At 57.1% G+C, this 21,341-nt stretch carries 17 protein-coding genes and 5 pseudogenes; 13 read left to right on the forward strand and 9 right to left on the reverse strand.

Annotated elements, in window-relative coordinates; translation table 11 throughout:
• Nucleotides 1–38: 38 nt before the first annotated feature.
• A complete protein-coding gene (locus tag NLM25_RS38070) occupies nucleotides 39–1,127 on the forward strand; it encodes a hypothetical protein (protein ID WP_254123057.1) in 1,089 nt (362 codons plus the stop codon).
• Nucleotides 1,128–1,364: 237 nt separating this feature from the next.
• On the forward strand, nucleotides 1,365–1,535 hold the full coding sequence (locus NLM25_RS38075; protein WP_254140293.1) for a hypothetical protein: 171 nt from the start codon (nucleotides 1,365–1,367) through the stop codon (nucleotides 1,533–1,535).
• Nucleotides 1,536–1,945: 410 nt separating this feature from the next.
• Here the strand turns inward: NLM25_RS38075 and NLM25_RS38080 are convergent, their stop codons facing one another.
• Nucleotides 1,946–3,532: a hypothetical protein gene (locus NLM25_RS38080; RefSeq protein WP_254140294.1), complete on the reverse strand. Its 1,587-nt coding sequence runs from the start codon at nucleotides 3,530–3,532 to the stop codon at nucleotides 1,946–1,948.
• A 533-nt stretch (nucleotides 3,533–4,065) separates the two neighbouring features.
• Between NLM25_RS38080 and NLM25_RS38085 the strand changes: the two genes are divergently transcribed.
• Complete coding sequence (locus NLM25_RS38085; protein ID WP_254140295.1) at nucleotides 4,066–5,715, forward strand: ABC transporter ATP-binding protein; 1,650 nt, start codon at nucleotides 4,066–4,068, stop codon at nucleotides 5,713–5,715.
• Between the two features lie 32 nt (nucleotides 5,716–5,747).
• On the opposite strand, the gene NLM25_RS38090 is transcribed toward NLM25_RS38085, so the two are convergent.
• The gene (locus NLM25_RS38090) at nucleotides 5,748–5,954 is read right to left on the reverse strand and encodes a helix-turn-helix domain-containing protein (RefSeq protein ID WP_309143639.1); all 207 of its coding nucleotides are present in this window, start codon (nucleotides 5,952–5,954) and stop codon (nucleotides 5,748–5,750) included.
• A gap of 113 nt (nucleotides 5,955–6,067) precedes the next feature.
• Here NLM25_RS38090 and NLM25_RS38095 point away from each other — a divergent pair.
• Nucleotides 6,068–6,417, forward strand: a pseudogene (locus tag NLM25_RS38095) (helix-turn-helix domain-containing protein); the annotation flags it as partial.
• A 346-nt stretch (nucleotides 6,418–6,763) separates the two neighbouring features.
• On the opposite strand, the gene NLM25_RS44590 reads toward NLM25_RS38095, so the two are convergent.
• Nucleotides 6,764–6,979 (reverse strand): cold-shock protein, encoded by a 216-nt coding sequence (locus NLM25_RS44590; RefSeq protein WP_375167861.1) that lies wholly within the window; start codon nucleotides 6,977–6,979, stop codon nucleotides 6,764–6,766.
• 1,102 nt (nucleotides 6,980–8,081) lie between these two features.
• Here NLM25_RS44590 and NLM25_RS44595 point away from each other — a divergent pair.
• The 5 genes and pseudogenes from NLM25_RS44595 to NLM25_RS38115 all read left to right on the forward strand — a co-directional run bounded on the left by NLM25_RS44595 (nucleotide 8,082) and on the right by NLM25_RS38115 (nucleotide 10,802).
• Nucleotides 8,082–8,501, forward strand: a complete 420-nt coding sequence (locus NLM25_RS44595; protein ID WP_375167893.1) for a 4-fold beta flower protein — start codon at nucleotides 8,082–8,084, stop codon at nucleotides 8,499–8,501.
• 90 nt (nucleotides 8,502–8,591) lie between these two features.
• Nucleotides 8,592–8,768, forward strand: coding sequence for a hypothetical protein (locus NLM25_RS38100; protein WP_254123061.1), 177 nt, complete (start codon nucleotides 8,592–8,594; stop codon nucleotides 8,766–8,768).
• 249 nt (nucleotides 8,769–9,017) lie between these two features.
• Nucleotides 9,018–10,119: pseudogene (locus NLM25_RS38105) on the forward strand (AAA family ATPase).
• 43 nt (nucleotides 10,120–10,162) lie between these two features.
• Nucleotides 10,163–10,587, forward strand: a pseudogene (locus NLM25_RS38110) (IS66 family transposase); the annotation flags it as partial.
• A 20-nt stretch (nucleotides 10,588–10,607) separates the two neighbouring features.
• Entirely contained in the window at nucleotides 10,608–10,802 is a 195-nt protein-coding gene (locus tag NLM25_RS38115; RefSeq protein ID WP_254123063.1) for a hypothetical protein, read from the forward strand.
• A 422-nt stretch (nucleotides 10,803–11,224) separates the two neighbouring features.
• Here the strand turns inward: NLM25_RS38115 and NLM25_RS38120 are convergent.
• Nucleotides 11,225–11,801, reverse strand: a pseudogene (locus tag NLM25_RS38120) (IS256 family transposase); the annotation flags it as partial.
• 818 nt (nucleotides 11,802–12,619) lie between these two features.
• Here NLM25_RS38120 and nolL point away from each other — a divergent pair.
• Together nolL and NLM25_RS38130 are read left to right on the forward strand one after the other, a co-directional pair.
• Nucleotides 12,620–13,744: a nodulation factor fucose acetyltransferase NolL gene (nolL, locus tag NLM25_RS38125; RefSeq protein ID WP_256565546.1), complete on the forward strand. Its 1,125-nt coding sequence runs from the start codon at nucleotides 12,620–12,622 to the stop codon at nucleotides 13,742–13,744.
• Between the two features lie 325 nt (nucleotides 13,745–14,069).
• Nucleotides 14,070–14,497 (forward strand): annotated as a pseudogene (locus tag NLM25_RS38130) (transposase); the annotation flags it as partial.
• 241 nt (nucleotides 14,498–14,738) lie between these two features.
• On the opposite strand, the gene NLM25_RS38135 reads toward NLM25_RS38130, so the two are convergent.
• The 5 genes from NLM25_RS38135 to NLM25_RS38155 all read right to left on the reverse strand — a co-directional run bounded on the left by NLM25_RS38135 (nucleotide 14,739) and on the right by NLM25_RS38155 (nucleotide 19,396).
• Nucleotides 14,739–15,242: an endonuclease domain-containing protein gene (locus NLM25_RS38135; protein ID WP_254140296.1), complete on the reverse strand. Its 504-nt coding sequence runs from the start codon at nucleotides 15,240–15,242 to the stop codon at nucleotides 14,739–14,741.
• A 696-nt stretch (nucleotides 15,243–15,938) separates the two neighbouring features.
• Nucleotides 15,939–16,283, reverse strand: a complete 345-nt coding sequence (locus NLM25_RS38140; protein ID WP_254123066.1) for a hypothetical protein — start codon at nucleotides 16,281–16,283, stop codon at nucleotides 15,939–15,941.
• Between the two features lie 510 nt (nucleotides 16,284–16,793).
• Nucleotides 16,794–17,057 carry a hypothetical protein gene (locus NLM25_RS38145; RefSeq protein WP_254140297.1) on the reverse strand — a complete coding sequence of 88 codons (264 nt, stop codon included), beginning with the start codon at nucleotides 17,055–17,057 and terminating at the stop codon, nucleotides 16,794–16,796.
• A complete protein-coding gene (locus NLM25_RS38150) occupies nucleotides 17,050–17,394 on the reverse strand; it encodes a hypothetical protein (protein ID WP_254140298.1) in 345 nt (114 codons plus the stop codon). Before NLM25_RS38150 ends, NLM25_RS38145 begins: the two co-directional genes overlap by 8 nt.
• 736 nt (nucleotides 17,395–18,130) lie before the next feature.
• A complete protein-coding gene (locus tag NLM25_RS38155) occupies nucleotides 18,131–19,396 on the reverse strand; it encodes a cytochrome P450 (RefSeq protein ID WP_375167862.1) in 1,266 nt (421 codons plus the stop codon).
• Nucleotides 19,397–19,591: 195 nt separating this feature from the next.
• On the opposite strand from NLM25_RS38155, the gene NLM25_RS38160 reads away from it, so the two are divergent.
• Nucleotides 19,592–19,825: a hypothetical protein gene (locus NLM25_RS38160; RefSeq protein WP_254140299.1), complete on the forward strand. Its 234-nt coding sequence runs from the start codon at nucleotides 19,592–19,594 to the stop codon at nucleotides 19,823–19,825.
• Nucleotides 19,826–20,606: 781 nt separating this feature from the next.
• Nucleotides 20,607–20,711 (forward strand): transposase, encoded by a 105-nt coding sequence (locus tag NLM25_RS38165; protein ID WP_254124622.1) that lies wholly within the window; start codon nucleotides 20,607–20,609, stop codon nucleotides 20,709–20,711.
• Nucleotides 20,712–21,341: the final 630 nt, after the last annotated feature.

Below are 21,341 nucleotides of genomic sequence, written 5' to 3' on the forward strand. Positions count from 1 at the left end.
TCTCCTATTTAGCACGAGTTATGCAGTGTGCTGGTCGAATGCGCGATCTTGAGTTTATCCTGCGCATGCACGGAACTGAATGCAAGGCCTATTACGCAGCGCTGGCGGATCTTACCCGTGAGGCTCCTGTGTATGAGGATCGCGGCGAGTTCGTGTGCGGAACACCGGATCTTTGCACCTGGCTCTTGAAACACGACGCCGTGACGCGTCCGATGCTGTCGTTCGAAAAGAATTTGGCCACTTTGCCGCTCGATGACGCTGAGCGGAGGCAGCTCGCGATGACGACAGAAGTCGTCGACCAGCTCCTCGCGCGGTCAATCTTTGGAAACCGCAATGGCACTGCGTCCGAATGGTTCGCTTGGCTCTCCGAGCTCTGCAACGCGGACGCCTTGGATCAAATCGCTCGAAAGCATCTGCGCAAGATACCGCCGCGCACCCTCTATGACTTCATGCAAATCGCCAGATCCTACATCGCAGATATTGCATGTCTCGTGGCTGGCGTTCACAGCGACTTCACGCAAGCATACGAAAGGCCGATCGCCGCCATGGTTGACTACATGGACGGCAGAGTGAACACGCGTGCAGATGCACTGCGTGCCGCAGCTGGCGTCAAAGCGGTCGCCGACAAACTTTCTTCTGAGGATTGCAATGACTTACTGCCGGCAGCGCTACGTGCCGACATCCCAAACCGAACGATGTTTCTGATCGCAGCGCATGAAAGCTCAGCATATTTGATCGCAACAGCGTGCCTGATGCTGAAAAGGACGCCTGATCTCACCACGCAGAAAGCGGTTCGTGCCGCTGCAGATTTTGATTTCCCGATCCAGAGCGTTCTCCGCGAGACCACTGAAGATCTGAGGTGGGGAGACTTTCATCTACCAAGGGGCCGAAGAATCCGCATCCATATCGGAGCAGCTTTTGGAGGGGGGCGTCAGCCTAACAAAAGTTTCGGTATTGGTGCTAACGTGTGCCCTGGAGCGAAATTGGCTGTCGCAGCCGCGGAAGCCCTCATCAACAATTTCCGGCCGCTTCTGCCCCAAACAGCCTTTTTTGAACGGAACAGACATACCTCTCTTGCTGCTAGAACCTTTCGCAGGCTTAACGCATTCACCGACTACATCTCATGATCGTCGGCCACCACCTTATTGTCGATAGTCTCGTTGAAGACACAGCCATTCTTCGAAATGTTGAGACTCTTGAAGCAAGTTTTCGGCGGGTCTTTGCTTCCCATTGCGTCAAGGTGCTAAACTTCGTGCCGCATCTATTTTCCTGGGCATGAAATCAACACGTCGCAGTGGGGTATGGGCAAATAGTCGGTAGCTCTGTTTCTGGTCTTCAGCAGCAGCGTGATACGAAGCGTTTTCATGACGTATGCAAAGGAATTCTATCGGGGGAGTGCAGGTGAATTGTCTAAGGGTGAAAATAAACAACGTTTTCTTAAAGGTTGGCGCAATAGCCAGCGGCCGGCGGTGGTTTCCAACACCGCAGGAATCAACCGTATTGACGAGTCAGCCTTCGTTTGCGAACGCGGTTGAGTTCTTCAACAGCCTGCTCTAGACATCGTCGGCTATTCTTCTGATTGTCGGAGACATTGCGATCGCGGTGCGCCCTTGCCAAAATCTAGGCCGATTGATCGGGCGGGCTGCTCAGTTTAGTGTTTGATCGCAATGAATGACGCGACAACGCCGGCAGCCCCACCATCGTGCGGCTTTGCTCTGATCACAGTGCCAACCAGTGTTGGGATCTGGTTAACGCTATTCGGCCACTTCGGCGTTGTGTTGGCGCGACAATCGTACTCCCAGTTCGCAGTCGCGGTACCGGCGCGTCCGGTGCCAAACAGCTCCACGCTGATATCGCCGGAAGCATCCTTGAAAACTGGTCTGAAGCGGTCGCTGCAATGACCCGGGCCTTGCCCGGGAATGTCCCATCGCTGATAATGGCGCAATCAACAGAGTTGCCGAACGAAACGTTCCGCCCATAAAAAACGTGCCAAGGTGCTCGTTGCGGAAAATTCGTGTGTTGTTATCACCCTGTTCAAGAGTGCCATGACAGCCTCTTGCGAAACCAAGCCGAAGTCGGCCAAGGCGCAAGAAGCAAGCTGTGATGAAATTATGTCCGCACGAGCCGCAATCGCCTTTGGCAGTACAAGCGCGAAAGTCTCCTTTGCGTAACCGCGTGGAAATACGTCAGAGCCCAAGCGCTCACGCAAGTAAGAACGGAGGAGCTCCTTGCCCGAGCGAAGTGCAAACGGAAGCTTCGCTCCAAAATTGATCAAGCTCGGATCGCCGAATGGGCGGACGGGCCAAAGTCCTCGCGTCGCGAGTGGGCGAGCATGACAAAGACTTGCGAGCAGAGTTGTGGATAGAGTGGCGCTGATGGGGGCGCTAAAAAGGAAGGATGAACGAGCGGCGTCAAGCCCGCGTTTCGTCAATAGGTCTTCTGCAAGCCCAAGCGCGATATCCAGGTGGGGTGAAGACGGAGATCTGGGTTGCTCCTCGTCGCTGCTGAAGCGAGCGCAAAGCTCGTCTCCTCCTATGCCGGTCCAGATTATTTCGCAGCCATCACCGCGGAACCGATCCCAGAGTGACCCAAACGCCTCAAGGTAATACTCTGAAATGAGTGGCAGGCGTCCTTTCAGGTCAAGATCTAGATCAATCGCCGGCATGTGGGCGTGCATGTCAACTTTGTGATCGCGGCAATCCAGTGCGCTCAAAATGCTCGCTCGGCGGTCAATCTGCTTGGGGCTACTCCCGTCGCCCAATAGTATCCCGCCACATGCTAGCGATGCTACACTCTCGCTAACAGCAACTGCGACGGAAGCGGAGTCCATTCCTCCGCTCAGCTCCACAGCGTTTGCGCAGAACGCCGTCGGCCGCAAACGAACAACCGCCTGAAGAGTATCAGAAAACTCAAGGACATAATTGCTCCCCTCTCGTCCAGTGAGCTCGGGGGCTGATGAAGTTGTCGCGCCGTACTCAAATGACGTTAGCGATCTGTCGACGTACAAGGTGGCGCCAGCAGTCAGCAGATTAACGCCAACGCAGGCCTGTCGCGCAGAGTAGAACGTTCTCATAGACAGATGATGGGCTATGATTTCTGCATCGATCGTTCCCGATTTATCCAAAAGATCCATGAAATCCCAGGAGAGCGTAACCGTACGAGTGCGCTCCTCCACGTGGAAGTAAATTGGGAGGCTGGCTATATGGCCTGCTCGTACACGCAACCGAGGGCCCCGGCGAGCCGCCTCGATCACGATAAAATCGAGCGGCCAGTGCATGCATTTCTGGTAGTGCTGACGAAACTGATCTGTAGACGCATGGTCTATTACGACCGCATGAACGCCAGCCCCGTCCGCCGCTACTTGACGCTCACGTATGACGAAGAACCATTGCTCAGTGCTCTTCACTAACGAGCTCTCAAGACTCTTATGTTGGAATGGCCAGATGCAGCTTTCACCAAACTCTATCGAACAGCCTTGGACAACAGGATCGAAGTTTTCCAGGTCGGCTATTTTTAGAGTGGCCTTGAGCATTTGTTCCTCGACTTAAAACGTTACCGCCTCTCGTGTGAGAGGCGGTAACAGAGTGAAGAATGATCTTAAAGGTAACCTTCGTTAGCGCTGTCGCTAGGGAAGGGGCCCTTCGGATACGAAGTAGTAGGAGGTGGCAGCACCGGTAAGGGGAGGTCAGTTGTATCGGGCCGCGATGGCCGCTTAGGCGCGTCTGCAGTTGCGCTCTTCATGTCAATCTCCGGGTGATCGGGCTTCTCGTCGTCAATCTAGGCTTCAGTAAAAGCCAGAGAGAGTGGCGCGGCACCGTGCCGAGCCACAATAGAAGGTCTCTCATGGGAGAAGGCGGGCGACAACCTACCAATGTCGGCAGTTGGCTGACGGTGCTGGACAGAATTGGATTGGTGTCTAGTAACGGTAAACGGCAGCAAATTCCGCTGAGCCGCATCTTTACGTGAGATCGTATGGAATTCAGATGGCAAGGCCATGTCAGCTCTCTCAGAGCAAGCAAAGCCCTATTCCCTGGATCCGCTGCAGATCAGGTCGACGATAGCGTATTGTCGCCGGCTTCCGAAATTCTGCATGCGTACTGGCGATCCGACCGGCGCTTGCTTCTCATCATTGGGGCGGTGGCGCTGATCTCCAGCGCCAGCAGCGTCGCAGGCCCCTATGTATTTTCGTGTCTCATTGATCGTCTTCCGCGCAGCGAAGACATGTCGGCGGTTGCTTGGGGTTTCGCTGGATACGCGGTTTTGGTGGGCGTAGCCTCTGCATTGCAGCGCATGCTGCAGTATCTCTCCTTCATGGCAGCCGAGAACCTGGGCTTCATTGCTGCAACTCGCTTCTTCGATCGCATCCTGAGGAAAACCGCTGCCGTTTTTCTTGAGTGCAATCCGGCGGAGATACAGAGTGCGGCTGCTCGCGGGCGCAGCGCATTAACGACGTTGGTCCAGCTTGGGATTGTCGTCTTCGTCCCTGCTTCAATGCAGCTTCTGCTTACGCTCGTTACCCTCGGCGCGCTCCTCAATATCCAGATCGCTGCAATCGTCGCCATCTATGGAGCAATCGCGATTGCATTGACGTGGATTTCCACGCGTCAGGCCCGCGCGTTCCTGGATGCGGCGGTCGAAGCCGGACAGGAGAATGCTCGGTTCGTCGGCAACGTCCTGAACGCGATGGACACGTTGCGCCATTTCGGCAGTCACTCCTGGATGAACGAACGCTTCATGATAAGGGCGCGGGAGGTACGTGATAACTGGCGAGTCTACGTGTTGCAACGACTGCTCTACATCGCCGTGCTCGGCTTCGCCGTCGCGCTACAATTTGCGGTCACGCTTCTCTTTCTTATACCTGAATACCACGCCGGCGCGGTCACCATCGGCGATATGGTGCTATTCAGTACGCTTCTACTTCAGCTCAATATGCCCTTTGAGACGGTCGCGAGGGCGATCTCTGACGTGGCGCGGTCGCGAGCCGACCTCATCCCTCTAGGCAGACTGTGGGCCGCACCAGAAGAGCGGCAAGCATCTCATGCTCACGATTTCAAGCCCTCCGCTGGCCAGCTCTCTTTCGAGAGCATTGGTTATGCCTACGACAACGGTCGCGGCGTTACCAACGTCTCGTTTAAGGCCGGGCGCGGCGGGATTACTTTTCTTGTCGGTGAAACCGGATCGGGGAAGTCCACGATCTTTAAGCTTGCCCTGAAATCGATTGAGCCCGACTACGGGCGAATTCTCGTCGATGGAGCCGATATAGCGAGCGTCGATCGCGCGGATTGGTATGCCGCAGTTGCTGTCGTGCCGCAGGACGTGATGTTGCTCAATGAGTCGCTAGCTAACAACATTTTGCTAGGTCGGCCCCGCGATGAGGTACGCCTTCGCCGTGCGTCGAAAGAGGCCGCTATTCTCCCGTTGATCGAGGCGCTACCAGAAGGATTTGAAACAACCGTTGGAGAACGCGGCCTGAAGCTTTCCGGCGGGGAGCGACAGCGCGTTGCTATTGCCCGCGCGCTCTATGGCCAGCCGGCGATCCTTCTTCTCGACGAGGCTAGCTCCGCGCTCGACGAACGAACCGAGCGGGACATTATGGACCATATACGCACCCTAGCGGAGGATGTGACTGTGCTAGCGATCACTCATCGGAGAGGTGTCATCTCTTCGAGCGACGTCGTGGTCGATCTGACCGACTGCGGCTTGTCAGCTACTTAGACGACCGACCTGAAAAACTACCTAGTGGTTCATCACAGTGATTTCGACGTTTTGATACCGAGCCATTCGAGGATCGGCAAGCTTTCCGGCGGAACGAGGATTTCGATGCTTCTGGGGACGCCGAGTTGACGTCGGATGAAGCCATTTCGTTCGAGGGTGGCGATCATCTGGTGGACCGAAGGCGGGCTGACGCGGAAGTGGCGCTGGATGTCGGCTTCGGCGGGTGGACGTCCGAACATGTGGGCGTAGGTGTGGATGAAGGCCAGGTAATAAGCCTGCTTCTCGGTGAGGCGCGCGCCTGATTTTTAACTCATCGTTGGATTCGTCCCGGCCTCCGACAAGGAGGCAAAGCATGAATGTACGTTATCGGGTCGAATTGAGCCAAGCCGAGCGCGACGAACTGACGGGATGCTCGGCGGCGGCAAGCACGCCGCCCGCAAGCTTAAGCGGGCACAGATTTTGCTGGCGGCCGATGGAGGCTGCCGCGACGAGGAGATTGCCCGGACCGTGAGTGTCAGCCTCTCCACCGTCGGCCGGACCAGGCGCCGCTTCGTGGAAGGCAATCTGGAGCCGGCGTTGAGCGAGGAGCCGCGTCCGGGCGCTGAGCGCAAGCTGACCGGCAAGGAGGAAGCCCTGCTGGTGGCGACCGCATGCGCCAAGCCGCCCGATGGCTGCAAACGCTGGACGCTGACGCTGCTGGCCGACACTAATGGGAGGGCGCCTCCAGGTTCGAAAGCTCCTATCATTGCAGAGAGTGTGGCCCGGGTGGAATGACATGCGGCCGGCACAACGTAGCGACGGTTGTTCGCTTGGCGTCTGCTCTCATATCTCCCTACAGAAGCCAACGTAAAAGAGTTTCTGTTGCATTCCAGTAAGTACCCGAGTGAAATCTGTGCTCCACCGAGTAGACAGATTTATACTCGAGTGCTGCGTTCGGAAAACGTCTGCTGCGCTTGCATCACCCGGCATAAACGCCCGCCAGGGCCGAACTCGCCATCTTTGCGCTGCTTGAACAATCTTGAACACCTGCTCCAGGATACGCGGCACTTCAATCGATCAGCCTGACCTCGGCAGCTCTGCACCTTGAGCGCCGTTTGTTGAAGTGGAGATTGAACCTCACACGCGCGCCCGGCATCAGATCGGTACCTGTGCAGTTGCGTAGTTCGGAGATGTGCACGAACAGATCCTCGCCGTTGCGACCATCAGGCCTTATGAAGCCCCAGCCCTTTTCGACACTGTACGAAACTACCGTTCCAGTGTGCATATTTGCTCTAGCTTTTCGAGATCGGAAAATCGCACTTTGATGTTTACACGACGATATCGAGTCGCGAGCTATGCCTGCGCGGCTGCCTTCGAGCCGCGGGTACACTTTCCTAACCTGGGCGGAGCAAAGATCTCGCGGACATGACGGTCTCGTCTCCCGCGGTTTAGGGAGACACTGATTCGGCAGTTGTTCCCCCTACGTGTTCGTGCCTGCGTAGGACACAGCAGCGACGAGCGTGACGGAATCCAGTCGCCGGTCGAAGATTCTGCTTCATATCGCCTCACAGCACCAGCGGGACGGACCAGACGCTAGCGGCGACGCGGCGCCGAGTCCGTCCCTAACATCACCGCATCTGGAGTAATAAGTGATGCTGCCCCAAACCAAGCAAAGGCCGTGCCGAAATCGAGACCCGCAGGTTCTGCAGGCGCTTCGTAGCGGCGCCGTATGATCAAGTTGTCGACATTGGTCAGGAAGCTGACATGGATGCCAACATTGTCCTACGCTTCCTAGCCCTGGCTGACTACGGACCAATGGTGGGATTCCGGTCGCTTGTCGAATTCTCTACCCCGTTCCTTCGAACGGATTGCGACAACAGGGCCGGCCTAACGCGCAGAAATGACCAACCAATGCGCCGAGTAAACGCGCCTGAATGCGAAGCCTCGGTGGATGCGCTGATAATCGATGGGGAGAGAGGTCGACTTCGGCTCGTAGTGGCTTGCAACTGCGAAAACGAATGAGGCCGCGAGACAATGCAGTCCCGCGGCCTCGCCACCGGAATCTATCGAAAAAACCGTTTAAGTATGAAATCCCTCCACCGGTGTTCCTCCAGCAGAACACCGTGTTCAAGAATTGACAATCCGGGCGGCTACGGGGAAAGGAACTGATGGCGCGAGACTCGCGGAGTGAGCGTCACGTCGTAGTTCACAACGGCAAGACCGTCTCAAAGCACCCCACTCAGCTTGCTTCGGAAGAAGCGGCTATCCGTGCTGGTCACCGCGCGCATGATGCCGACGGACTTGACTAAGCCGTCCTGCAAAGCCGCCGGAAATCCGGGAAGAGCGCAGCTACGGCGCTGACCTGCGCGACGTGGAAGGTTAAAGGCATAGCCAAAGACCTTTACGATCGCAGTGGCCGCGCAAGCCATTACATTGATGACGACGGGACCATGTATACGTGCTTTGGCCAGACTGTTGGCTTTGTGAAAGGAGAGAGTGTCTACACGAATGACGGCTGCACAACGGTTGGATCCGCGACTCAGGTGGAAATGCAATTGCATTCACGGATGATGCATCGGGCGGCCCCTTCCGCCGATGCGATCAATACCGTCGATAAAGAGCATCCCGACCATTCCGCCAATTCGAGCGATACCCTCAATCCGCCCATTCCGGCTAGACCGACTCTTTCATGGATTGGGCTCCCGACATCGTGCTCACCTCATTTTCGCTCGGCGGGCCTCAACGGAGCTGACGCCAGTGTGATCTTCTCCGCGCGCACGGTGCCGGTCGCCGCGCGTCATCCGTAAAAATACTGCCCCCCCCCCCAACACGCATTGCGAGATCTGAGTCTTTTATGCACAACTTGCCCTCGTATTGCCCAAGAGGTTCGAGGCCCCATGCCATTGGCTTCTCGCTCGGCGCTGAGGACTAAGCCTTATCTCGACCACGGCTCTCAGTGTCCGTTCTGTCAGCAGGAGGTCGAGTTCGACTTTGCGGCGCGGCTGAACGCCTACTTCGATGAAACCTATCTGAACGACATGGCAGCCGTCGCCGCGACCCTCGAGCCTTTATGAAGTCGTCGCCGAGAAGACTTCGAAGAGGCTCAAAGAGATTGTCGCGCACGATAGCCATCATCTCGATGGGGAACTTCTGCGGGCACGTATCGATCGGCTCACCGCCCGCATCGAGCTGAATAAGCGCCTGCTCGAAGCCAAGAAGCGCGAGCCAAGCGCGCCCGTAACGCTAGAGCCTTTTGCGAAACCTGCGAGCCAGTTATCACCAGGATCGGGGCCGCAAATACCTCAATTGCCGCCCATCATGAGCTGGTAAACACCCTCGCAGTCGAACGCCGCCAGCTCATCGGCCAGATCTGGAAGTACCTGCTCGAAGAGAATAGCCCGACCTTTAGGAAGTACCAGGCGGAGAAGGAGGCCCTGGACAAGGCCGTGCAGGGACTGGCGGCTGGAAACAAAGCGAAGGAGCATCAACTGATCGCAGCTAAGACGCAGCTGCGCGAGTTTGAAAAACGGGTCACTAGCGTTCAACCGACGGTGAGCGCGATCAACACTTTGTTGATGTCGCTTGGCTTCTCCGGCTTCAAGTTGAGCACGACGGGCGCGCGTGACCATCTATATGAAATCGTTCGGGACAGCGGCGACAATGCGGCGGCGACGCCTAGTGAGGGCGAGAAAAGTTTCGTCTACTTTCTCTATTTTTATCATCTACTCCGCGGCAGCGCGTCGGAGTAGGATATCAGCTCCGGCCGTATCGTCGTGTTCGACGATCCGGTATCCAGTCTAGACAGCGATGTGCTGTTCATTGTTAGCACCCTGATCAAGCGCGTGCTCAAGGAGGCTTGCGAGGGCACTGGCCAGATCAAGCAGGTCTTCCTGCTGAATTACAATATCTACTTTCACAAGGAGGTTTCGTTGGATCCGAGCCGGGGAGCGGAATGCAGAGCTCACGAGACGTTCTGGATTGTCCGCAAGGTCGAAGGCATCTCAAAGATCGTCGGCTACAAATTCAACCCCCATTAAAACGTCGTATGAACTACTCTGGGCGGAAGTGCGGAACCCGAACCGCTCGAATATGGCCATCCAGAACACGCTTAGGCGCATCATCGAGTACTATTTCAGGATCCTCGGCAATGTCGACACAGATGATATCATTGCGAAATTTGAAGGCAAAGACCAGCTGGTCTGCGCCTCACTCTTCTCTTGGGTAAACGACGGATCGCACAGCGCCCACGACGATCTCTACGTCGCGGCCGATCATAGCGTTGTGGCCCGATATAACGACGTATTCCGCCGGATCTTCGAGAAGACGGGTCACTGTGGGCACTATAAGATGATGATGGCGGCCGAGGCGCTCGTCGACCCCGATCGGAGTGTGATTGCCGTCGACGCACTGAGGGAGACCGTGTAGTCCAAGCGAAGCTATCGCTCAGATCGTACTCAGCTCCCGGCCAATGACGCCGCTCCATCTCAACCTCCCGAATGACGTAGAGACCTGAGTGCCATGGTGCTTTCCATGGCTGGGAAGGCGGCCCGCGCCGATGCTCTGGAGAGCGAGGTCGCCGATCTCAAGGCCCGCAATGCCGATGCGCGCATCGAGCCGCTGACGCAGATCCTGAAGGCCTTCGACCGCGCCCGATTCGACCAACGATCGGAAAAGCTCGGCTCTGCGGACGACGACGACGATCAGCAGGCCTTCGTCTTCGGGGGAATTGATGCGGGCACCGCTGCGATCAAGTCCCAGGTCATCAAGGGCCATGAGCAAGCCGACGGCGAGCGTGCACCTCGTCGGCGCAAGGGCTTTGCGCCCCATCTGTATCGGATCGAAACTGTCATTGAGCCGGATGAGCTGGCTGAGCATGCCGGCAAGCAGAAGGTTGCAAGGCCTTTCAACTCAGCGTGGAGGTCGAGCTGAAGTTCGTCCGGAACGCCAACGCGCAAGCCATGCCGGTCATTATCTCTCCCAACGCCCCCAATGCCATTCGGGTGACGTTGAGCGAGGAGGACATGTCGAAGCGCTACCCTTGGGATTACCACACGCTCAAGGTGTTGTGGAAGACGCCCGACTTCAAAGAGAACGAGCGATTTCACTAGCTGCGTAAGCCCCTTGAGGACGATCCGCGGTTTTGTCGCCTCCGTCTCCTCGATCCACGAAACAAGAAGAGCTCAAAGCAACGCTTCCACAGCCGGGCGATCTTTGACGAGCTCGCAAAGCGCTACACGTGAGTGGCTACGGGCTTCCTGAGTTGTACAATGATCTCGGATCGCATTCGCCCGTCTAGGCCCATCTCACCGCCCGACGGCGGAGGGAGATATCTCCGATTGGCGGGCAGAGGTCTCTTGAACGAGTTTTCGGGGCGCAGCCCTACCTCGGCTGCCAGTAGCTCCACTAGTTTCGAGTTGCGAATGTAGAATCCGCGCCCGGTGTTCTCGCCAATGACATACACTGCTCTTCCGCCCGGATAGCGGGATAGAAGAAAGCCCGCCGAAGCGGGCTTTGAAGTTCATTGAACGGCTACCCCGATCGCGGCGACCAGCACGAGATCGTCGCCGAGATGCAGCCCATCGATTTGGACCACCAGAAAGTCAAGCGCGGACAGGTCGGCAGCCATGAAGTCGGCCAGCCGCGCCGCCGACAGCGCTACGAACCTCCGCGAGGCCGCCGACTTCGAAACTCCCGATCCGAGCGGTGCCGGCACGTCGGCAGCCGGACAGCGCGGCCGAACCGGCGCGTCGACACATTGATCAGCATCAGGTTCATCGCCCAGCGACCGAGCCAATCCTCCTCCGCCGTTTCCCAGCTCGGGATCGTGACCTCGCGGCCGTCCACCCCGCCCGCGGACGCTCGACCTCGATCTTGCCGCCATGGAAGCCGATCCGTCCCCGCGTTCGGCCCCAACGGTGCGCCCGCCGCGCCGCGTCGCGACCGTGGCGCGGCCCGCAGACCGCCGTGACGTCCGCCTCCATCATCATGCCGAGCGCCTCGATCCCTGCCGCAAGGCAGAACCGATCGAAGCTCGCCCGCACTTCTGCAAACGCTTCGTCCACAGCCCCGGTCGCCGGCCAACCAGCTGGTGTGATATCTCTCGTCATGGCCTTGCTCTCCTTTGTGGAATCAGCACCCCGAGCCTACCGGCTGAAGGTGGGCAACGCCGACCTCTTCAGAAATTCAACAGAACCCGGGACATCCCCCTTCTGACCGACTGAACGATTTCGCCGTCAGCGGCTTCGATCCGCTTACGGAGCGATATCCATTTTTCGTGGACACCAGGATTGAGCCGCGCCATCCTTTGCGATCTGGCAGCTCTCAGGATTACCAAGATTCTGTGGGGTAGGCTTCGCAATCCATGCTAGCTAAGTAGAAAAAGCCGGCTCATCTCATTAGCGGAACTCCCAAAGCTGCTCCTTGCCTCACCCCGATCATCGCATCGACCGGAAAAAGAATGCCAGGGGAGAGGTCCCTTGGCATAGCGCGAAGCGCCCGCACGTCTTCTGCCATCGAAAGTTTGAGGCCACTAGGCCCACCCGCCTTGGCGGACGGGCCGCGAGATGGTGCTGCGGCCGGCATTAGGCCAGTTGGACGGACGCTCCACTGGTTGAGAACTCCCGCGGAGAACGGCTTGGCCAGCGTTTGAGCGCCGCAACAATAGTGCTCGGAGCACGGTGTTCTAGGGTAAAAACTTGTTCGTCGTCTTCTCAGGCCTGTCCATTCTCTCAGGAACACGCCCCTACAAACCGAGAGCCGCTCGAAACTCCATAAGTTAGCGAATCGAGAAGCGAGCGTCCTGTATTGACGAGGAGCCCCGACGTGCCCTACCACTTCGCGCATTTCTCCCGGACAGCACGATCACCTTGCGCAAAATCGGATGGTCCGCCAACGGCGCAGGCGCGCAACCGCATGTGAGGTTTCATTGCATTATCACGCCACACCAACGACTTGGCAGCGGCCGCAGTCAGCCCAAGCAGACTGCCGAGACCTGAGGTGCGATTTTGCCAAAGGGATGCTCATCATCTTGGTGATTATCGGACATCTGATACAGTACGTGATCTACGGAGATAGCGACTATTGGTATTCGCCGTACTTCAAGGCGATCTACATGTTTCATATGCCTCTCTTCATGGCGATAAGCGGATACTTGTCTTCGGGAGCTCTCCTGCGAAAATCGCTCGCTCGCAGCGTCAGGGAGCGTGTAATGCAATTATTGTTGCCGACGCTTTTTTGGTGCACGTTTATGGAGACTGCCAAGTTTGCCGCCTTTGAGTTGGCCGGGGCCTCTCGTTTAACCAACGTGGCTGGTGGACTGTCGGACTCTGTGAACGATCTCATTGGCTCATATTGGTTCGTATGGGCAACGTTTTCTTCATTTGTTGCCATGAGGCTTCTTCTGGCGGTCTGCGGTCGCGTATCGATGTGGATCATATGCATTTCGGCAATTTTTGTTGCACTCGTTCCGGTGACATTTTCGATAGCCCCGTTGGTAAGATATACATATCCGTTCTTCTGCCTGGGCTTCTTGTTTGCTCAGTCAAGCGAATGGCGAACGTACATAATGTCGAGCAGCAAATCTCTCTTGATGTTCTCACTCCTTGCAATTACGTGTGCGTGCTATCTTAGCTGGGGCAAAGAGACTTATGTCTACAACAATCTTGTTCTAGTTCATGATACAGCGTCGGCTAAGCAAGTGTTGCTTATGTTCCTGGGCTCTGCAGCTGCCTCTGCAATCGTGATGCAGTTAGTGCTGCAGTCCTGGAGTTTTGGGGGGACAAATCGATTGGCTCGCCTCGTTGCGGTGGAGCTTGGCCAGAGCACTCTGCTACTTTATCTGATCCAGGGTACCGTTTTTCGTCTCATGGATTTGGTCCCTTTAGGAGAGCCTTGGGATTTCTTGACCAGAGTCGCCGTGGCCGCCACGCTTGGATTGGGGATTGTTGTCATCGGCACGACGATTCGGCGGGTTGTGCGCGATCTTGGATGGGTATCTCGGATTGTTCTCGGAGCGCCACCCCGCTCGCTCTGCTCAACGCTCAATAACTAGTTCTCTGAGTTTTTCAAACCTCACGTCCGCGCTGGAACAAACGCTATGATCGCCGATTGAGTATTCCACTCCTCCTGCGGCCTGGATCACAGGGCCAAACCGATGTTACAGTGGATCGCATCGACAAGGCGTGCGCGCCATCGGGCAGGTATCCATCGTCGTCCGTGCAGGTGGGCTAAGCGACTGAGCCAGAATCGCATTTATCTTTGTAGCCTGTTTTGGGATTGCAAGGTTTTGATGCTTCGGGCATTGGAAGCTTGCGATTTCATTTTCAGGATTCCGTCGAATCGCCAGTCATGATTTCGTGGTCGCATCGGAGGTGGCGATGCGACCGAAGAAGCACAGGACGAGGGGATCGGGCGATCTGTTCCGGGCCAGGCTGGACCAGATCATCAACATGAAGCACGAGCTGGTTCAGCTCGCCGGCAAGGTCGTTTGGGACTGGATCGACGGCGAGATCGCGCCGCTCTATAGCGAGAACGGCGGCCGGGCATCGCAACCCGCTTCGTGATCGGACTGCTCCTGCTCAAGCACATTTACGGCCTGTCCGATGAGGGGTGTGCGAGCGTTGGGTCCACTACCCGTATTTCCAGTGCTTCACCGGCGAAGAGTTCTTCCAACACGCGTTCCCGCAGGAGCGCTCGGCTCTGCGACAAGCTGGAGCTGTTGCTGGCCGAGAGCCTGAGGGTAGCGCACGAAGCCGGCGCGTTGTGCAGCCAGGACCTCAAGCGGGTCACGGTCGATACCACCGTGCACCACCGACGAAGGCTGCACTGCTTCGCTCCGTGCTGCTTGCAGCGCCTTGTAGCGCTCCTCAATTGCAGGCCAAAGCTCCTCCACGAACCCAACGATCCGCCCGAGCATGGGCATCATCTCCTCTGGCGGCCTCCAGCCCGTGTCTTTTGAACTCGGGTTCTTTATGTACTCGAGCCGCCACACCTTGAAGAACTGCTCAGGCGTCCGGATGATATTGCGCCGCCGTTGCTTGATTTCGTCAAAACCCCAATGCCGGGATTCGTCTGCTTGCGGGGCCCCACTCCTTCCAATCATCGAACTTGTCGAGAAAAATCCGCCGCTTGAGGTATTTGAGGGTGCCCATCCGCTCTTCGAGTTGGCTTTCGTATAGCATGGCAACCAGGGTGTCGTGGGCATAGATGTAGGTCTCCCATTCGCTGTTGGAAATGTAATTGGAGACGTCGTCGAGTCCGCGATATTCGCCGTTGAGATCCTTCTCGTAGATCATGAGGTGCCAGTTGCACCGCTGACAGACGAGCCCCCGGATATTGAACGCGGTCAACTTATCGCCGGTGCCGAATATCGGATCGTGATCATGCTCGATGATGAGATTTCGCTCGCGTGGACAGTGAACGCATTTCAATTTCTGCTCCTCGGCAAGCTTCACGACCAGACGCTTGACGTCGGGGCCAAGCCGGTCCCTCGCTTTGAACCGCTTTTTCAGCAGTCCGCGCGGAAGCTTCTTCCAAAGAACCAAGCTCACGACTTCTGTCCGAGGTGAACAAGATGCAGGAGGACATAAGCACTCCTCTCGGTAGAAGTGAGATAGAAGGTGGATGATTCTAACGTGGGCGCCGTCGGGCGCCGCATCGGGCATCGCCGAGTCATCCTTGCTCGCCGAATGGGCAGCGCCGCTGCCCCGGGGGGTAGCAAACGCAAGGGTCGCGAAGTTGCGATGCGATTTTTGTGGGGCACCTTTAAGGGGAGCCGAAACCCGGGATGCAGCGCCTTTCGTGCGCGAGCGGCAGAGCCAAAAACTACTTATTCAATATTTTCCATTACTTATTTCATTATTTCCGAGGACGAGTTTGCGGCTCAGGAAATGCTAATTTCGTCGGCAACCAGCCCGGTTACTTATCCGAAAAGGAATAAGCCAATGAAAAACGCAGAACTGAAATCGCTCGAGCAACGCGCTCCTCAGATGTCGCTCGATGAACTCGACAAGCTCGCAAGAAATTACGTTCGCCGCTTGTCACCGTCAGCAGCGAGCAACGCAAACGCCGAGGTCAACGCGGCGCAGGCGTGCTCGGTGCGACGGACGCATCTATTCGTAACCCGTATACTCGGCAGCGACCGTCACTTTAGTGTCGGGCGTTTCAGCAACTCATCCTCGCGCGAGGGAGCGTTACCTTTGAGGCCAAGACCCGAAGCTGCTACAGTATTGCAGCGTGTCTTCCTTTCATGCCGATGACCTGTCTGATCGCAGGGATGTTTGTTGCCGGCTTCCCCAAGAGGAAGGTTTGTTGCTCGACCGCATGCACGACCGCTCGCGCAGCCAATGCGCGAGAAGGGGCGCCAATGCCATATTCAACGTGGAGTGCGCAATGAACTGGATCATACTCAGGGCTGCTACAAAGACGTCATCCGGCTGAAAGTCCGGCGTCCGTGTTGCGACCTGATTGATCGCGCTTTTGACCGCTTCGTTCGTGGCATTGGGCTCCAGCTCACCAGCCATCACACCTGCGAGCTGAGTGAGATCGGGGGAATAGTGCTGTTTGGGCATCGCGTCATACAGCGCCCGCAAGGCTTCAGGCCTCCCCTGCAAGCTCGTGGCGATCCCGAAACCTGCCAATCTTTCCGGCGAGGCAGGTTCGATTTCACCGCAGTTCGATCGAGCGGTGAAACATCTCTAAAGCTCTGGCCGAGCCTCTGAATGTAGAAGAGACCTTCAACCCAGCTCTTTACGCAGGCCAGGAAGCTGTGAACGTCCGAGCGCTTGATCAATGCCTCGACCCGCGCCGCCCGAAGGTTGGTTTGCATCGAGGAAAAGCGTTGCCGCCAAGACGGCTTCGCATCGAGGCAGCAATGGACGACCCGGCATCCCCGGCAAGCTCGGCTTCCGCGAGCAAATACCAAGCAATAATGATATGCCCGAGCGGCATGTCACTCATATCCGACACCCTTCGCCAAGACGCAACTGCTTCAGTAAGGCCCTGCCTGGAACTCGGCTATCCCGTCTGCAACGAGACCAAGCGTCATCATCGCCATACCGCCGGCTGCAAGTTTCGATTCCGCGGCCTGGGCCGCATTTGAACTAGCGCTCCGCGTCCTCCCAATCGCCCGTCTCGGCTGCGCTTATCCCGGCCTCCCTGAACATAAACGCGTGTTCAACGAAATCATTTCGGGCTGCTTTGTCAGCGGTGTCCCGCAAGAGAGCCAGGGCGGGCAGCATGATCTTCCCAACGGTAATCGGCCTTGGCACGCGCCTCGACAGGGCAGGATCGGCGCCAAGTTGTTGCTCGGCCTCATCCAGTGCTTTCAGAGCTCCCTCCGGATTGACTGCATACTCGTCAAGCATGACGCATGGGGCAATGTAGCAGCGCAACGCAATTGACGAAGACCCCAGCGAAGCGCCTGCGCCGCCATTGCAAGATATAGCTGCGCGCGCCTTTCGAAGTCGATGCTCTGCCGGGATTTCCGCTAACCACGCGTGATTGACAAATGACCGAGAAATCGCTTGGCAACTCGGCCACGTTCACTAAAAGCGCAGAGCGCTGTTCGGCAGAAAGGCTGTCGAGGCGGTCAAACAAAGCTTTGAGTTCAAGGACGCTGTCAATTCCAAAAGCCGGCAATAGAAACAATATCCCGCAGACTGTGGGCGCTTTTATGCCCGATCGGTTGATCAACCGATCCAAAATTCAAACCTTTCCCGGAGAGCGCATCGAACCGCGGAATAAGCCCGACCCACTCGGGCGGGAGGGCCGACAGTGACGTATCACTGAGGGCTTTCCGATCGCAGACATCTCGAGTTCGGGATGCGTGGACGCCGCCTGCGCAACCTCCTTTGCAACGCCTGCCACGACTCTGCAACCTCTTCGCGGTTCCGGGCAGGGGCGCGAAGAACCAGTTGCGCGATGCGGAGCAACACGGACACGCGAGCGTCTTCTGCAAAGATCGGTCGATCTGTCCTGCGGAGTCGAATCGCGGTGATCCAGTCGGCAAGATCTTTCCTGATGGATTTCTTCGTGGTTGAAATGTCGATTGCGAGTTTTAAAAGCGCCGGTTGCGACCTCCCGCGCAAGGCGTGAAGGAACGCCGCGTTTGCCTTGAGAATGTCGAACACCGAACCTGCGGTACGCCTCCGCGATACCAGGCCGCCCGCGAACTTTCGGCGACCCGTCCGCGTGCGGTCCTTCTGGACGACCTGAATCTCATCGGCGGGCCGCAAGCACTACCGATTACATCTGCGAGCCTTCAGTCGCCCATCTTTCGAGTTCCACCGGTCGAGCAATAATGCGATCGCAGCATTGCAATCGGGATGATTGCATATGCGAAAAGCGACGGCTTACCGCCAAACATAGCAAAGCTGAAAACTTCAAGACGAAGCAAGCCACACCGGCGTGCCGGTTGTCAGCCTCAAGCGATCAAGACCTAGGCTGCAATCTGCACAGGGAGTGCGGAATAGCCGTGCACGAAGTTTGAAGCAATTCGCTCAGGTTCGCCGACAACCTTGACCTCCAGACGCGCATTCAAAATCTCTTCCCAGAGGACCTTCAACTGCAGTTGCGCAAGATGTCGGCCAACGCACCGATGAATGCCGAATCCAAACGAGAGATGCTGCCGTACGTTCTTACGGTCGATGAGGAAGCTGTCGGCGTTATCGATCACCTCTTCGTCCCGGTTGCCAGAGATGTACCACATGACGACCTTGTCGCCTTTCCTGATTTTTTTTCCACCCACCACGCAATCTGCCGCGGCGTTGCGGCGCATGTGTACGATTGGCGTCTGATATCGAATAATCTCGGACACGGCGCTCGACATCAGCCCCGGATTCTCGTGTAGTTTTCGCAGCTCACAGGGGTTCTGATTCATGAACAGAACACCGCCGGTAATCGAGTTGCGGGTCGTGTCATTGCCTCCCACGATCAGCAGAATCAGATTCCCGAGAAACTCGTCCGGCTTCATATGACGCGTGGCGGGCGAGTGCGCCATCAAGGAAATCAGGTCGAGGCGCGGCTCGCGATTAATGCGCTCGTTCCAAAGTCGGGTGAAATACTCCTGGCACTCCGACAAGATTGCGCTGCGCTTATCCCAGCTGTCGATCGCATGCCCTGCTCTCGGAGGTGTGACAGCTACGTCCGACCAATAGGTCAAGAGCCGCCGGTCGTCAAAAGGAAAGTCAAAGAGTGTGGCGAGCATCTGTGTCGTCAACTCGATGGAAACCATGTCCACCCAATTGAAGGCATCATTGCGCGGCAAGCCCTGCAAGATTGCCCTGGCCCGAGAGCGGATCAGGCTTTCGAGCCTCGTCAGGTTTTCCGGTGCAACGATCGGACTTACGGTATTGCGCTGATCAGCATGTTTGGGAGGCCCCATCTTGATGAAACTCGGAGTCCAGTGCTCGTCGGGCACGTCGACGATCGTGACACCTTGCTCCGACGTGAATGTCTTGTGGTTTGTATCTACTGCTACAATATCGTGGTATTTCGTGACGGCCCAATATGGTCCGTAGCGGCTATCTTGGCAGTAGTGAACCGGATCTTCCCTTCGCAAGCGCTCGAAGCACCCCCATATGCTATCATCTTGAAAGCGCTTGGTTTCGCTTACATCCAGATTGGCCAGCGGAATACTCGAGGCATCATCGACCCTAACGTTTGCCAATGGCCGTTTCAGATCGTCTCCGCAGATTTTGTTCACTCGAGAGCTTACGGGTGCACAGCTCGCGTCCATGGTTCCGGGTACCCTTACGGTTACAGGTCGTCGCTTCACAGAGTATCCTAATGGGCGGGCAGTCACCCCTACCGTTTCCGGCAGTAAGGACTGCCATTGACTTTCCAACGAGTCTGCGCATTCTGCTGATGCGGGCATCGATGCGCCTGAAAGCAATCACTATTGATCGTGCCCCTTAGCGTGGTGCAACTGGCGACGGGCGCCGCGCTCACCGGCAAGCGCCAGGCAGGTCAGCTGGTGATCGCCGGAAGGCTGACTATTAGCTCATCGCTCAACAGCGTGAGCTTGCCCACGGATTTAATCCAGGTTGAAGTTCGCTCTGGCCACGACAAAGACCAGAGGATGAAGCGCAGCCGCTTTTCGGAAGAGATGGGGTATTCGGTTCCGATTACCTGATCTACTTGCCGCGCGGCACGTTTTGACTAACGATGACGGGCCAATTCCATTCGAGGAGGAAAATCATGATCTACGTCGGCCTCGATGTTTCGGGTAGATTTCGTTGCGATATGTGCGGTGGACGAGACCGGAAAGCTTAAAAAACGACGTTGGCGGACGCGCTATCGATTGTGCAGCACCTCGAACCATGGGCTAATCAAGTTGAGCGGGTGGGCCTTGAGAGAGGACCGACCTCAGAATGGCTGACCGCGAATTTAATGAAATGGGGCTGCCGCCCGTCAGTCGAGAAGCCCGCCAGGTTAAGGCGGCACTTTCAGCCATGCAGCTAAAGACCGATCGGAACGACGCCCGTGGGAGATCGCGCAGGTAGTGAGAATGGGAGGGTTCAAGCCTGTTCACGTAAGCATTGGCAGAAGGGCGCGGACGTTGGCGGCTGCTCGCAAGCATATCGTTCGATCCATCGCTGCCGCGGAGGAGTCATCCGAGTACTTCTGCGTCCGCTGGGTCTCAAAGCTGGAATCGTCTCGCGGATTCGGTTCGCCACGCGAGTTCGTGAGTTAGTCGGAGATGACGCCATGCTGGAGTCGGATCATGAATCTGCTCCTCGCCGGACGCGAAGCGCTGATGCGGGAGTGTGCGCGACTACATCGTCTAATTCCGAAGGCCGTGCGCAGCGACTCGGCATGTCGGCTTTGATGACGATGCCGGGGATCGGCCCGGTCTCTGCGTTGACCTTCGCTCCACCGTGGACGATTTCAGGCAATTCCTGCATTCCGAATCCGTGGGCGCTTATCTCGGGTTGACGCCCCGGCGATACCAATCTGGCGAGATTGATCGCGTAGGATGGATCACACAAGTCGGAGATGGAGCGCACCGCCCTGTTTGAAGCTGCCAACGTCGTTCTCAGGCCATTAACCCGATGGACTTCGATGAAGGCTTAGGCGGTGCGTGTTGCACACTGGCACCGAAGGAAGCAAGGGTGCGAAGGTCGCGCTGGCCAGAAAGATGGCTGTCGTCCCTCATCGAATGTGGGTCGATGCAACCGAATTCCGATGGAGGGCGGCGGCGTAAGAACGCCATCGCCATCCTAAAAGACGCCCGTCGCGGGCCGTGTAGATGGTCGAGTTCGCGTCCGCCTCCAGGCGCGGCTGACTACGCCGAAGAGCTTGAACCGACCATTCGCAGTCGAGCTTCTGGTCCTCGAGGACTGGGGACTTGCCCGACGGCTGAGCAGCAACGCGACCTGTGGAGGATCGGCCATGGCCGCGGCTCGACCGTGGTGACAAGCCAGCTCCCCAACGAGCATCTATCCTCGATCGCCTCGTGCACAGGCACCCTCGCGACAAGGTATTGCCCTCAACCCGCGCAATGCTCTTAGTTACCCGAAACCTGCTTAAAGGAAGCTTTTCGCTGGGGCAAACGCCTTGCAGCTCGGAAGGCGCTTTGGCGGGGTGCCAAACTTTGGGCTCTGCTCGAGTAGGATGACGCCGATGAAATGCAAACCGTCGCTCGCAGC

The sequence above is a fragment of the Bradyrhizobium sp. CCGB01 genome (genome assembly GCF_024199795.1).
Taxonomy (GTDB): Bacteria; Pseudomonadota; Alphaproteobacteria; order Rhizobiales; family Xanthobacteraceae; genus Bradyrhizobium.

Coding starts and splice junctions, on each gene's coding strand:
- NLM25_RS38070 (WP_254123057.1), top strand. CDS start 39: ATGCGCGATCTTGAGTTTATCCTGCGCATGCACGGAACTGAATGCAAG.
- NLM25_RS38075 (WP_254140293.1), top strand. CDS start 1,365: ATGACGTATGCAAAGGAATTCTATCGGGGGAGTGCAGGTGAATTGTCT.
- NLM25_RS38080 (WP_254140294.1), bottom strand. CDS start 3,532: ATGCTCAAGGCCACTCTAAAAATAGCCGACCTGGAAAACTTCGATCCT.
- NLM25_RS38090 (WP_309143639.1), bottom strand. CDS start 5,954: ATGTTCGGACGTCCACCCGCCGAAGCCGACATCCAGCGCCACTTCCGC.
- NLM25_RS44590 (WP_375167861.1), bottom strand. CDS start 6,979: ATGCACACTGGAACGGTAGTTTCGTACAGTGTCGAAAAGGGCTGGGGC.
- NLM25_RS38100 (WP_254123061.1), top strand. CDS start 8,592: ATGCCATTGGCTTCTCGCTCGGCGCTGAGGACTAAGCCTTATCTCGAC.
- NLM25_RS38145 (WP_254140297.1), bottom strand. CDS start 17,057: ATGCTTGACGAGTATGCAGTCAATCCGGAGGGAGCTCTGAAAGCACTG.